The 13,393-nt window shown below is 43.0% G+C and carries 13 protein-coding genes, 1 tRNA gene and 1 riboswitch; of the genes, 6 read left to right on the forward strand and 8 right to left on the reverse strand.

The genetic code is table 11. From position 1 onward, the window contains the following. Positions 1–309: 309 nt before the first annotated feature. The 3 genes from BACHE_RS05905 to BACHE_RS05915 are packed head-to-tail and all read right to left on the reverse strand — an operon-like array spanning position 310 to position 3,869. Positions 310–918: a thiamine diphosphokinase gene (locus BACHE_RS05905; protein WP_049778961.1), complete on the reverse strand. Its 609-nt coding sequence runs from the start codon at positions 916–918 to the stop codon at positions 310–312. Positions 919–942: 24 nt separating this feature from the next. Beyond that, positions 943–1,542 carry a nicotinamide riboside transporter PnuC gene (gene pnuC, locus BACHE_RS05910; protein ID WP_013546775.1) on the reverse strand — a complete coding sequence of 200 codons (600 nt, stop codon included), beginning with the start codon at positions 1,540–1,542 and terminating at the stop codon, positions 943–945. A 32-nt stretch (positions 1,543–1,574) separates the two neighbouring features. Further along, positions 1,575–3,869 carry a TonB-dependent receptor gene (locus BACHE_RS05915; protein ID WP_013546776.1) on the reverse strand — a complete coding sequence of 765 codons (2,295 nt, stop codon included), beginning with the start codon at positions 3,867–3,869 and terminating at the stop codon, positions 1,575–1,577. 33 nt (positions 3,870–3,902) lie between these two features. Beyond that, a riboswitch (TPP riboswitch) is annotated at positions 3,903–3,998 on the reverse strand. Positions 3,999–4,101: 103 nt separating this feature from the next. Between BACHE_RS05915 and BACHE_RS05920 the strand changes: the two genes are divergently transcribed. Then, positions 4,102–4,971, forward strand: coding sequence for a mechanosensitive ion channel family protein (locus BACHE_RS05920; protein WP_013546777.1), 870 nt, complete (start codon positions 4,102–4,104; stop codon positions 4,969–4,971). 17 nt (positions 4,972–4,988) lie between these two features. On the opposite strand, the gene BACHE_RS05925 is transcribed toward BACHE_RS05920, so the two are convergent. The 4 genes from BACHE_RS05925 to BACHE_RS05940 form a co-directional block, all read right to left on the reverse strand. Beyond that, on the reverse strand, positions 4,989–5,936 hold the full coding sequence (locus tag BACHE_RS05925; RefSeq protein WP_013546778.1) for a DMT family transporter: 948 nt from the start codon (positions 5,934–5,936) through the stop codon (positions 4,989–4,991). A 111-nt stretch (positions 5,937–6,047) separates the two neighbouring features. Beyond that, a tRNA-Lys gene (locus tag BACHE_RS05930) sits at positions 6,048–6,120 on the reverse strand. 85 nt (positions 6,121–6,205) lie between these two features. After that, entirely contained in the window at positions 6,206–7,330 is a 1,125-nt protein-coding gene (locus tag BACHE_RS05935; RefSeq protein ID WP_013546779.1) for an AI-2E family transporter, read from the reverse strand. Between the two features lie 12 nt (positions 7,331–7,342). Continuing rightward, complete coding sequence (locus BACHE_RS05940; protein ID WP_013546780.1) at positions 7,343–7,963, reverse strand: thymidine kinase; 621 nt, start codon at positions 7,961–7,963, stop codon at positions 7,343–7,345. Between the two features lie 109 nt (positions 7,964–8,072). Between BACHE_RS05940 and BACHE_RS05945 the strand changes: the two genes are divergently transcribed. The 5 genes from BACHE_RS05945 to BACHE_RS05965 all read left to right on the forward strand — a co-directional run bounded on the left by BACHE_RS05945 (position 8,073) and on the right by BACHE_RS05965 (position 11,602). Then, complete coding sequence (locus tag BACHE_RS05945) at positions 8,073–8,522, forward strand: hypothetical protein (RefSeq protein WP_041579684.1); 450 nt, start codon at positions 8,073–8,075, stop codon at positions 8,520–8,522. Positions 8,523–8,535: 13 nt separating this feature from the next. Next, a complete protein-coding gene (gene rsmI / locus BACHE_RS05950; protein WP_013546782.1) occupies positions 8,536–9,210 on the forward strand; it encodes a 16S rRNA (cytidine(1402)-2'-O)-methyltransferase in 675 nt (224 codons plus the stop codon). Positions 9,211–9,245: 35 nt separating this feature from the next. Next, positions 9,246–10,106, forward strand: coding sequence for a Cbp1 family collagen-binding glycoprotein adhesin (locus BACHE_RS05955; protein WP_013546783.1), 861 nt, complete (start codon positions 9,246–9,248; stop codon positions 10,104–10,106). A gap of 106 nt (positions 10,107–10,212) precedes the next feature. Further along, entirely contained in the window at positions 10,213–10,905 is a 693-nt protein-coding gene (locus tag BACHE_RS05960; protein WP_013546784.1) for a YjjG family noncanonical pyrimidine nucleotidase, read from the forward strand. 52 nt (positions 10,906–10,957) lie between these two features. Beyond that, positions 10,958–11,602 (forward strand): MarC family protein, encoded by a 645-nt coding sequence (locus tag BACHE_RS05965; RefSeq protein ID WP_013546785.1) that lies wholly within the window; start codon positions 10,958–10,960, stop codon positions 11,600–11,602. A 327-nt stretch (positions 11,603–11,929) separates the two neighbouring features. Here BACHE_RS05965 and BACHE_RS05970 read toward each other — a convergent pair whose 3' ends face one another. Next, the gene (locus tag BACHE_RS05970) at positions 11,930–13,393 is read right to left on the reverse strand and encodes a RagB/SusD family nutrient uptake outer membrane protein (RefSeq protein WP_013546786.1); all 1,464 of its coding nucleotides are present in this window, start codon (positions 13,391–13,393) and stop codon (positions 11,930–11,932) included.

Genomic DNA, 13,393 nt, shown 5'->3' on the forward strand with positions numbered 1-13,393 from the left:
GCCACACCTTAGCAGGTGTAATGCCGGGCATTTGCTTCGAAAACCTTCGTCATTCCGAGAGCAAACCTCCGTCATGCTGATGATCTGCTCAGGCAAAACGGATGATACGTTTGCTCTTGTTTTGCTTTTGCCGTAATTTAATCCCTTTTCCTTTTAAGAACATTTTTGGTTAAAAAAAGTTTTGTTCCAGGAGTAAACTTATATGGAAACTCCTCTGTTTGCCGTCGTTTCGCATGAGGAATGACGCCGGATGCCATTGTTTCCATCCCTATGATTTGTCTATATATGTAGGAAAACATCAACAGATAACTAATAATTGATCATTACCAAATACTCTCCTTCTGCTTCTATCGTGAATTCTGTTTCTGTACATTCGTTGAGAGTCCCTTGCCACCAGTTGGTAAAGTCGCTCAGGGGATAGACTAATCCCTTACCGTGCAGACCGTGGGCGGTGAAGTTGATGATGGAAACTTGCTGACCGGGACGGCAAGAGAAAGTGTGCATATCCCGGCAGGGGATAAAGACGCCGTAGTCGGTATAGGTGCGGACATCTGCTCCGGCACGCATGTAATCTATGAGCAGACTGAGGTTTCCTAAAGTATGGTCTTCACGCTTACCGGTAGCGCCTACAATGGCGATATGGCGTTTGTTTTGCGATAGTAGGAAATTAATGGCTTTAGTTTGGTCATTAGTCTCTTGGTCGCTGAGACGGTGCAAGATATGCCCGTACTTTTCCCGGTTCTCTTCGCTCAAAGAATCTCCGTCTCCAATGATAACATCGGGTACATGTCCACGGTGGATATACTCATCGGCCCCGCCATCACAACAAATTACGTAAGGCGCTTCCGCTAATACCTTCAAAGGCAGGGGATTCGTTGGATAGTCCCCGTTTGCCAAAACTACTGCTTCTATTTCCATCAACCAATCACTAATCACTAATCGTTAATCACTAATTTCCATCATCTTCTTCCATTTGAAATAGCCAAAGATAGCGATTATTGTGTATAGACCGTATAAAGCGGCGGTAAAATCAAGTCCTTTATAGATATATAATCCCGTGCTGACGGCATCTACGGCAATCCACGCCCACCATTGTTCTACGTATTTGCGTGCCAGCATCCACATGCCGACAATGCTCAGTGCAGTAGTGAACGAATCAAGCCATGGCACATTACTATCCGTGAAGTTTATCAAGATATAGGCGATACCCAGCAACGTGACGACAAATACAGCTATGAGCGGCAGTAAGTAACGTAGTGGCATACGTGTAATAGGTAGCTCTTTCGGCTGTGCTGCTTCTTTTCGCAACAGCTTTTTACGCAGGAACGTTCCGTATTTCCACATCATCCATCCGTAGAGGGCAGCGCCCAGGTAGTAGATGTTGATACCGAAATCGGCATATAGTCCTGCTTCGTAGTAAACAAAAATATAGATTGCAGGCATGATGATGCCTGCTATCCATAGATAAATGCTTGCGCGATACTCAAACCAAAGATAGAGTAATCCGACCAATGTACCGGTTATTTCGAGAAGCTGCTCCATATCATCTTTTTAACTCCTATGTTATGTAGAGGTTAAAAACTCAGTGTAATATGCGCCAGCGCGTTGACTCCCGCATTCGGATAATAAACCGCATGGTTGGAGGTATAAAGCAACTTGCTGTCAGGGGTCTTTATCTGATTTTTTCCATGTCCCTGATAAACGGCGGCGCCGGAGGCATATCCGTTGCTTTCGTAGGTTTCGTCAAAGAGATTATATACGGTCATGCCTATGCTTACTGATTTTGTGCCGTGCAGTTTGAAGGTATAGCCCATGCTGAGGTTGCTTACGCAATAACTGTTCAGTACACAGTCTTCCTGATGTGCGTTGTTGAGGTATTGCTTGCCCACGTATTGTGTCTGTAAGGAGGCACTGAAACCTTTGTAATCCAATGAGATCAGACTGTTGGCCATGAAATCGGGAGAGAAAGCTATGGGTGTGGTTCCGATGTAGCGCGTGGTCTGTGAAATGCCCCAGCTTTCGCTGTACATGTCTTTCCCATCTTCGTTGATGTCGCTCAGGTATTCCGTATAGTCCTTGATGCGGTTACGGCTGATGGTTGCATTGACATCCCAGCGCAGCCAACGGGCGATTTGCGCACCTGCCATCAGCTCAATGCCCATGCGATAGCTGTCTTTCACGTTCTCTGCCACAGCTTCGCCGATTTCATTCAGTTGGCCGTTCAGTACCAATTGGTTCTTGTAGTTCATGTAGTAAAGGTTGATGCCGGCATTGAATCGGTCTGTGTGGAAATCATATCCCAGTTCGTAATCAAATAGACGCTCCGCCTTGGGGCGGGCCGCAAAGAGATTGTCCGTATAGTTGTTACGGGTAGGCTCCTTGTGTGCTACGCTGAAAGAGGCATATACCTTGTTGTGTGAATCAATGTTCCAGAGTGCTCCGGCTTTGGGATTGAAGAAGCTGAACTTCTCGTCTATGGCGAGTGGTTGCAGATGTGCCGGGCTGGCAGTCCAGTCCCATTTATCGTTGTTGCCGTTTATCTTGTAGCGGGTATATCGGTATTGCAGGTCGGCATAGAGGTTAATGCCTTTGCCCACTGCCCAATTTGCTTTGGCGTAGATGTTTCCGTCCGTTTTACGGCCGATGTTACGATAGTATTCCTGACCGGGCTCCAAGTCTCCTATATAGTTCTTTACCCACATCACTTCGCCGTTGTGCGTATTCTTGTAATAATTCAGTCCGCCGCCCACGGAAGCGTCCAGTCTGCTTCCTCTATAACTCAGAGAGAAGATACCGCCTCCAAAGCCGCTGTTCACTAATTTGCGGCGTATCAGATTCGATTTTTCTATGGTGACACCATTCACTTCAAAAGGCTGCAATCCATATTCAACCAAAGTGCGGGCATTCTTGTATTCTTCGTAATAACCGTCCCCGTCTGTATAGTGCAAGGCCGCGTTCAGCTTCCATGAGGCAGAGAGTATCTGGTTCAGCAACAGTTGGTAATGCGTCTGGTGGTAATAGTCTATCTGATTGTCGTAGAAGCCTATTACGTCTCCTTTATCATCTTTTATTTCTCCATTCGGGTTGTACTTGCGGTTTGCCTGTAAAGTCTCTTTGTTCAGCCCGTCCCAGGCATGATAAGTCTCTTCCTTTCCACCGAAGGTAATGAACTTGAGAGTTGTATTGTCATTATAATAACCGCCTTGCACGAAGTAGGATTTAAGGTCGGCGCTGGCACGGTCTCTGTATCCGTCACTTTGGATATTGGACAGACGGACATCAAATCCCCAGTGCCCGTCGATGATACCTGTTCCTGCTTTTACGGTTTCCTTGTGAGTATTGAACGAACCGTAGGAACTTGATACCTCTGCGTATGGCTTGGAAGAAATGCCCTGTGTCTGCATGTTAATGCTGGCTCCGAAAGCACCTGCACCGTTTGTTGACGTTCCTGCACCCCTCTGAATCTGCATGTCTTGAAGGGAAGATGCAAAGTCCGGGGTATTTACCCAATAGATGGAATGGCTTTCGGCATCATTCATCGGTATGCCGTTGGTGGTTACATTGATGCGTGATGCGTCAGTTCCGCGTACTCGAATACTGGTGTAGCCTATTCCGGCTCCGGCATCGCTTGTTGTCAGCACGGAAGGAGTGAAAGTAAGCATATACGGAATATCCTGCCCAAAATTCTGCTTTTTCAATTGTTCTTTACTGATATTGGTGAAAGCTACCGGTGTGGAACTTGTTGCACGCGTGGAAATGATTTCCACTTCATCAAGGTTGACAACCCGCAGGCTGTCTTTCGTTTGTGTCTGCGCACAGACACCGAGCGCCGCCGTCAGCAGGCAGGCTGCTATTGCATGTTTCTTCATTTGCAATTTTTTTTTTAGATAAATACAGAAAAGGGGAACTTTTCTTCTTTTCCCTCCGCCGGCACTATCCGGATCAGGTCAATGGGTATGATCTCAGCCCGTCGTATTAGGGCACCCCTTATATTGAAATCAGCGGCAAAATTAGGACTTTTCATTGAAAGCAGCAAAAAAAGTGAGTGGATTTCAGAGTTATTTGTTAATTTTGCAACGTTAAATATTAAAGATTATTGTTATGCTATTATCCTTATTAATGGCCGCATTTGCTACTCCGACCGCCGAAGACGGTATTGGCAAGTTGCAAACTCTTATCCAGCAATTGATGGACTGGGCAATTGATGCCGGCGGCCGTATCATCGGAGCTATCATCATTTTTGTAGTGGGACGGTTTCTGATTTCTTTCCTGAAAAAGATGGTAGCCAAATTGTTGGCAAAAAGACATGTGGATCCCAGCATCCAAAGTTTTGCAAAGAGTCTGGTCAATATTCTGTTGACAATCTTGTTGATTATAGCCGTTATCAGTAAGCTGGGAGTGGAGACTACTTCGTTTGCTGCTCTGCTGGCGTCTGCGGGTGTGGCTGTAGGCATGGCATTGTCCGGAAACCTGCAGAATTTTGCAGGAGGACTTATCGTATTGCTGTTCCGGCCTTTCAAAGTCGGTGACTGGATCGAGAGTCAGGGAGTTTCGGGCACAGTACGCGAGATTCAGATTTTTCATACCATCCTGACCACGGCCGACAATAAAGTGATTTATATACCCAACGGTGCTTTGAGCAGTGGTACAGTGACCAATTACAGTCGTGAAGATACTCGTCGTGTGGATTGGGTGATCGGTGTGGAATATGGTGAAAGCTATGATAAGGTAGAAGCCACTGTTCGCCGTATTATTGCTGCCGACAAACGCATCCTGACATCTCCCGAACCTTTTGTGGCTCTCCATGCATTGGATGCCAGCAGTGTCAATGTGGTGATTCGGGTTTGGGTAAAGAGTGGAGATTATTGGGGAGTTTATTTTGAAATGAACAAGGCTGTTTACTCCATATTCAATGAAGAAGGCATCGGCTTCCCATTCCCGCAGTTGACTGTACATCAAGCAAAAGACTGATCATGGATATCTACTTGTCAGGCGTCTTCTTGCTTTTTGGAGTGCTTTAACGGCAGTTTGGGAAACAGTTTCCTGAAGCGCACTAAATGCGGAGTGATATTGCTTCCGGCAATAATGAATGTCACAGCCAGAATAATCAGTGTTATCCCACAACACAGCCTCGGCGTCAGAGACTCTCCGAAGATGGTCACTCCGAAGAATACAGCTGTTACTGGTTCCAGAGCTCCGAGGATGGCGGTTGGAGTAGAGCCTATATATTGGATGGCCTGTGTGGTGCAGAGAAATGATATGGCGGTTGGGAAAACAGCCAGTGCAATTAAATTTCCCCACAAATACCATTTGTCCACCACATGCAGGCTTTGTCCGAAATCCACGCGTATAAGAAAAAGGGATAGGCCGAAAAGTAATACGTAAAAGGTTACTTTGAGGGTTGCCACGTCCTTTAATATGGGACGGTTTACACCTACAATGTAAACGGCGTAGGAGAGGGCGGAGGCCATAACCAGTCCTACACCGATCAGATTGAGCGTTGCGCCCTCACCTCCTTTATAGAGCAAGCCGATGCCGCTTAATGCTAAAAGTATGCAGAAAACGGTTTGCAAAGTGATCTTTTCCTTGAAAGCGACAGCCATGATTAATGCCACTAAGATCGGATAAACAAATAAAATGGTTGAGGCAATGCCGGCTTCCATGAAGTTGTAACTTTGAAATAAGGTAAGGGAGGAGATTGCAACCAGCCATCCCAAAATAACCAGAGAAAATATTTCTTTCCGTTTTAGTCTGAAATTTCGGCCTCGTGCCTTCAGCATGATGCCCAATATCGGAATTGCGAATAAATATCTGAAAAAAAGGACGGAATCAGGATCCATACCTTCTTTATAAAGCGGAAGGGTAAAGAGGGGATTCATTCCATAAGTGGCAGCGGCAACAGCTCCCAATATATATCCTTTGACTTTTGCATTCATCGGTTTTGAGTTTAATTTATATAATTGGCTTTTCTGGCCATAAAGGTAGATTTTACTTTTGACAAAAGAACAAAAAAAGCAGTCATCCGAGTCAGATAACTGCTTTTTTAGTGAACCGCTTGGGGCTCGAACCCAAGACCCCAACATTAAAAGTGTTGTGCTCTACCTGCTGAGCTAGCGATTCAGTCCTTATTGCTGTTAAGCGGGTGCAAAGATAGGCACTTTTCTTTAAAAAGCAAGAAGGATGATGAAAAAAGTTTGCATTATTTTTACTCCTTTTCTGCTATTTGTTGATTATCAGAAGTTTTTGCTTCGCTGATATTTTCCCTGTTGATAATGAAACGTTGGTAATAAGATAACATCAGTGTTGTGAGTGGAAGGGCTATGATCATGCCTAACATCCCCATTAATGACCCCCATACAGATAAAGACAGCAGGATGATAGCCGGGTTCAGGCCCGTAATCTTGCCCATTACACGCGGTACTATAAATCCGTCTTGAATGGCTTGTACAATCGCAAATACGGCTGTGGCCGAAGCGATAATGATCCAGAAGTTTCCTCCCGTATCTGCTGCTTTCACTATGGCAAGCACGATGGTGGGGATAAAGCCGATGACTTGCAAATAGGGAACCATGTTCAGAATGCCGATAAACAGTCCTAAGCCTATGGCCAAAGGAAAATCTATTATCAGAAAACCGATACTGAACAGAATACCTACACACAAGGCTACAAACGCCTGTCCACGGAAATATTTATTCATGCCGTCTTTTACATCGTTCAGCAATCCCACAACGAAAGGTCTGTATTTTTGTGGAACGAGATGAGTCCAGCCTTCTGAAATGCTTTCATAGTCCAGCAGTATAAAGACGATGTACAGGAGGATTAGGAAGAATGTGAAGAAACTGAATAGCAGGTTGACGGATTCTGATAGTAATGACCATAATTTGGGGAGTGTCTCTTTGATGGCATCCAGTAGATTCTCCTCTTTTAAAAGCTGGTTGAGGAATTGCATGTCAATGTTTTCTTTGAGGAATTCCGAAAGGGTTCGGGGGACATTGCTGTTGTAGATACCGTTAGAGAAATATTCTGTAAACAGATCCTTTACCCGTCCAAACTCCTGTATCATAGGAGGGACAAGCAGATAAAAAGCAGTTCCTCCTATTGCTAAAAGAGTGAACAGAGCACAAAAAATGGAAATAATCCTGTTCTTCAGTTTCAGCTTGTATTGGAAAAATGTGACAAGAGGATAAATAAGGTAGGCAATGAGCCATGCGATGAAAAAAGGCAATAATACACTGCTTAAACGCTTTAGGAGCATAAGCATGCCGATAATGATGGCTCCGAGGATAATACCGCGAATAAAACTGTCGAAAGTAATCTTTTTGCGCTCCATATGGTGTTGAAGTTAAGGTTGTCGGTCTATTGGGCTTGCCGCTTGTTGATCTTCCCTGATGGCCCGTTGATAGCATTCGCGGCACAGGGGCTCGTATTCGGCGGTCTCTCCTAATAGCACCTGCTTGTCATTCTTGACGGTACGGTGAGAAAAGGAAGCCAGTTGACCACATTTTACACAAATGGCATGCACTTTAGATACTTCGTCCGCGATGGCACATAGTCCCGGCATCGGACCGAATGGTATGCCACGAAAATCCATGTCCAGTCCGGCAACAATGACACGTACACCGTTATTGGCAAGCTGATTGCATACTTCAATCAGACCGTTGTCGAAAAATTGCGCTTCATCAATACCTACCACATCAATTTCGGAAGTGAAAAGCAATATACTTGCTGATGAGTCTATCGGTGTGGATGCAATGGAGTGACTGTCATGTGATACGACATCCTCATCAGAGTAACGTGTGTCTATGGCCGGTTTGAATATTTCTACCCGTTGTCTGGCAAATTTTGCGCGTTTGAGACGCCGTATCAGTTCTTCCGTTTTACCGGAGAACATCGATCCGCAAATAACCTCAATTCTTCCTCTGCGTTTGGTTTCCTGGATATGATCTTCTGAGAATAATACCATGTTTCTAAGTGCTATTTTAGACGCAAAAATAATACTTTTGTTTGCTTTCCAGTATTTTTTCATTATTTATTTCTACATTTGTGGCGTTAACACGGATGGTGTAAAGGATATGCAAACCTTATTAGATGATATAGAACTGGACATTCAGGAATTGAAGTGCTTGATGCAAGCAGTTTCAAAAGATGCCAATCCGGCATTGAAAATAGTGGCCAAACGAAATATTCAGCAAATGAGAACTCGTTTGGATATGCTGCAAGAATTGCTGGAGGGGATGTCCGTAGCTGTTACGGAGCCTGTGTCTTCGGAATCTTCCATCCTGGCGGAGCGTATCAAGCCCGCTACAAACTTACGCCATGCCATCAGTCTGAATGATTCATTCCGTTTTACAAGAGAACTTTTTGGCGGAGATGCCACCCGCATGAATGAGATGGTGCGTTCTTTAGGCGAAGCATCTTCTTTGGACGAGGCTATGGATATTTTCAATTCGGAAGTACATCCGGATGAGGAGAGTGAGGCGGTAGCCGATTTTATAGATCTTCTTAAAAAGAATTTCAGTTAATTCAACGAAGCGTATGGGAAAACTTTATGTAGTGCCTACACCGGTAGGGAATTTGGAAGATATGACATTTCGCGCTATCCGTATTTTGAAGGAAGCCGATTTGGTTCTTGCAGAAGATACCCGTACTTCCGGAATATTGTTGAAGCATTTTGATATAAAGAACAGCATGCAGTCTCACCATAAGTTTAATGAACATAAGATGGTGGAAAGTGTTGTTAATAGAATAAAGGGTGGCGAAACTGTCGCTTTGATTTCGGATGCCGGTACTCCCGGCATATCAGATCCCGGTTTTTTGGTGGTTCGCGAATGTGTCCGTAATGACATAGAGGTGCAGTGCTTACCGGGAGCGACAGCTTTTGTTCCGGCATTGGTGACTTCGGGGCTTCCTAATGAAAAATTCTGTTTTGAAGGTTTTCTTCCGCAGAAAAAAGGACGTATGACCCGCCTGAAAGCATTGTCTGAGGAACGTCGTACTATGGTATTTTATGAATCACCTCATAGGTTGGTAAAGGCGTTGACGCAATTTGCCGAATATTTTGGGTTGGAACGTCAAGCATCTGTTTCGAGAGAAATTTCTAAAATACATGAAGAAACGGTACGCGGCACTCTTGGCGGATTGATAGAACATTTCACAGCCAATGAACCGCGCGGTGAGATAGTAATTGTAGTAGCAGGAATAGACGATTAAATAACTTCATTAACAAAAACGTAAAACAAAAGCGTATGAAAAAGTTAGCAGTTTTAATTGTATGCGCAGCCGTAATGGCTTCGTGTGACAGCTTCTCTGGTGGTAGCAAAGACCAGTTGAAAGCTGAAAATGATTCTCTTTTGATGGAACTGACTCAGCGTAATGCTGAATTGGATGAAATGATGGGTACTTTCAATGATATTTCTGAAGGATTCCGCCAAATCAATGCTGCGGAAAGCCGCGTGGATTTGCAACGTGGCGCCGTAGCAGAAGGTTCTTTGAGCGCAAAACAGCAAATAACCTCTGACATTGAATTTATCCGTAAACAAATGGAAGACAATAAGGAGCAAATTGCTAAGTTGCAGTCTATGTTGAAGAATAGCAAGAACAACTCTGCGCAATTAAAAAGAGCCGTTGAGTCTTTGACTCAGGAATTGGTTGCGAAAACTCAGCGTATCGAAGAATTGCAAGCTGAATTGGCTTCCAAAAATATCCGTATTCAGGAACTGGACGCAGCCGTGACAGGTTTGTCTGCCGATAAGGCAACGTTATCCGCCGAAAATGAGGCTAAATCAAAAACAGTTGCCGAACAGGATAAGGCCCTGAATTCAGCTTGGTTTGTATTTGGAACAAAGAAGGAGTTGAAAGACCAGAATATCCTGAAGAAAGGAGATGTTTTGAAGGATGGAGATGTCAATAAGGATTACTTTACGCAGATTGATGTCCGTACTACCAAAGAGATCAAATTGTATTCTAAGAGTGCTGAACTTCTGACTACTCACCCGGCGGGCTCTTATGCTTTGGAAAAAGATGACAAAGGGCAGTTGACCTTGAAGGTAACGAATCCGAAAGATTTTTGGAGTGTGTCCAAGTATCTGGTAATTCAAGTGAAATAGTATTTATACGATATTTTTTAGATAATACTCAGGTTGCCGCAGATTTGCACAAGTATGATTCTTGGTGCAGGTCTGTGGCAATTTGTTTTTTGATATCACACTCATTATGGTTTATAAGAATCTGTTTTTTGATCTTGATGATACATTGTGGGCATTTTCTATAAATGCCCGTGATACTTTTGAGGAAATGTATCTGAAATACGGTTACGACCGCTATTTTCAATCTTTTGAGCATTATTATACTCTTTATCAACGCCGTAATCTGGAGTTATGGGAAGAATATGGAGAGGGAAAAATCACCAAGGAAGAACTGAACCGTCAGCGTTTCCTATATCCGTTGGAGGCAGTGGGAGTGAATGACACTGCTTTGGCAAAAGCCTTTTCAAATGATTTCTTTTCTGTGATTCCGACCAAAAAGAAATTGATGCCACATGCCGCCGAGGTTTTGGAATATTTGTCGTCAAAATATAATCTTTATATTCTTTCCAATGGTTTTCAGGAGCTTCAGTGTCATAAGATGCGTTCGGCAGGTATCAGCCATTTTTTCAAAAGAGTAGTTTTGTCTGATGATATTGGTGTCTTGAAGCCTTGGCCTGATATTTTCTATTTTGCTTTGTCTGCTACTCAATCGGCTTTGCACGATTCTTTAATGATAGGTGACAGTTGGGAAAATGACATAGTCGGAGCAAAAAATGTCGGAATGCATCAGGCGTTTTACAATCCGGATAAGAAAATGGAGTTGCCTTTCCAGCCTACTTATCAGATTTCCGACCTAAAAGAATTAATGCAATTTCTGTGAAAATGTAAGATTTAGTTGTATTTTTGCCAAAATAAACGTATAAAATACAGTTATGGAGACAATCTTGCCTTTCGCTTTGCTTTGTTTTACTTCCTTCTTTACATTGACAAATCCTCTTGGAACCATGCCGGTTTTTCTGACCATGACGCATGGAATGACGGATAAAGAACGGCAGTCAGTGGTGTCACGTGCCACATTGGTGGCTTTTATTACCATTATGGTCTTTACCTTCGCCGGACAGTTTCTTTTCAAGTTTTTCGGCATTTCCACAAACGGATTCCGTATTGCGGGTGGAGTAATCATCTTTAAGATTGGTTTTGACATGCTTCAGGCGCGTTATACTCCGATGAAGCTGAAAGATGAAGAAATCAAGACCTATGCTGATGACATCTCGATTACTCCTCTTGGCATTCCGATGCTTTGCGGGCCGGGGGCAATAGCCAATGCCATCGTATTGATGCAGGATGCTCATACTATTGAAATGAAAGGTGTCCTGATTGGTATGATTGCATTTATCTATTTGATTACTTTCTTTATTTTGCGTGCTTCTACACGGCTGGTCAATGTTCTTGGCGAAACAGGTAATAATGTGATGATGCGCCTGATGGGACTTATTTTGATGGTCATTGCTGTGGAATGTTTTGTCAGTGGAGTGAAACCGATATTGGTCGATATTTTGAAGGAAAGATTGACTTGATTGTTATTGCATTCTTCACCTTCCTTACTTTCGATAAAAGAAGGTAAGGAACATATAAAGCCTTTGATGTGATATTATATTTTTGTGTAGAAGATGATGTAGCTGTCATACTCAGAGAAACTTGTAGAAAGAGCAAAAAATAGGAATTCTTCAAAAAGCAGGAAATTATATTTTTTATTTTGTGCGTTTCTGCACAGTCGGTGAGAGAAGTGCTTTAGTACACAATATAGAAGACCGCCCGCTTCGCAGCGTACGGTCTTCAAAAAACACTTTATTTATAAAAACATGTGTTCTGATATCATCACTTCAAATGACATATGCAAAATCTTATTGCCAGTTTCCTGTCAAATTAGAATTTGAATTCAAGTCATTGTTCGGAATCTCCCATATCACACGTTTATCATTAGCAGCCTTAGACAGCTCTGTATAGTCGGCTCCAGACATCAAAATTGATGAATTCTGAGAATCGTGACGCTGAATGTTGTCATGCCATCTTTTTAGGTCATTCAGACGTTGACCTTCACCTATAAATTCACGAATCCATTCATTCTTTATATCCTTAAATAATTCTTCCCCAGAGGAAGCTATTATACTGGCTCCCCTTTGAACTCTCAGTTGATTCAGATATGTAGCCGCATCTGCATCTTTTGCCAGATAAGCAGCTTCGGCAGCTATCAAATAGGCTTCAGCGGCACGGAATATTTTCGGCATTTGATAATATTCATATTCGGACTTCTTCAATGCTGGATTTCCTGGATATTTATTTAGCATATATACATCATCTGCTTCAGTTTCCAAACAAGTGATTTTGTCTTTACGATAGAATATTTCTTTGCGGATGTCACCTTTTTCATAAAGGTCAAGAACCCATTTTGCAGGAACAAAGTCGGGATTGAAGCTTTTTGTGGCAGTGTTGTACGAAAGGTAAATACCGATGGAATTGTCACGTTCGTCCACAGACTGGAAAACCTTGAAAATTATTTCTGAGCTTTCATCATTTAGCCACATATTACTAAAGGATTCGACATCTTTATTCAAAGGATATTTAGCTATCAATCCTTTAGCTAAGGCAATAGCTTCGGAATAGTTGTGCATGTACAAATCAACTCTTGCCTCAATAGCGTTTATTACATCTACCGTGAAATAAATAGAGTTAGCTTCACCAGGTGTAGTTAAATAAGTGCGTGCTTCGGAAATGTCTTTCTTAATCTGCCTATAAGTGTCTTCTAATGTTGAGCGAGATGGTTTCTCTTCTGGCTTCATGGTAAGCACCAAGGGGAGTCCATTGTCTGTTCCGGCATTGGCTGGTTCATAGTCCTTGGCAAAGCGTAGAGCTAAAGTGTGATAGCAGATAGCGCGCATTAAAAAGGCTTCCCCTTTTATAGTATTGAGAGTTGCTTTTTCTTTATCGTCTTTGGCGGTAAGTTTGTCTATGTTCTCAATGATATTGTTGCAATTATTGATGACGAAATAATTATATTGCCAGATATGTTCTATATCATACTGCGCTGCTGTGAAGTCCCAGCGATGCATGTCGCCGCCACGGTTAGAAAAAGATATAGTTGCGTTGAACAAGTCTGATTGCTGATCTGCGGTATAAGTGTAGATTCCTCCATTCACTGATTTGAAATAGGAATAAATGCCATTGCGGAATTTGACCGCATCATCCACTGTAATCCAAGCTGTCTCTGTTGAAATGCTGTCATTGGGAAATTGATCTAAATCACAGGATGTAACAGTAAGGATAAGTGAGGAAGATAATATTATTGTTTTGAAAATGTTACGCATCAT

The sequence above is a fragment of the Bacteroides helcogenes P 36-108 genome (genome assembly GCF_000186225.1).
Lineage (GTDB): Bacteria > Bacteroidota > Bacteroidia > Bacteroidales > Bacteroidaceae > Bacteroides > Bacteroides helcogenes.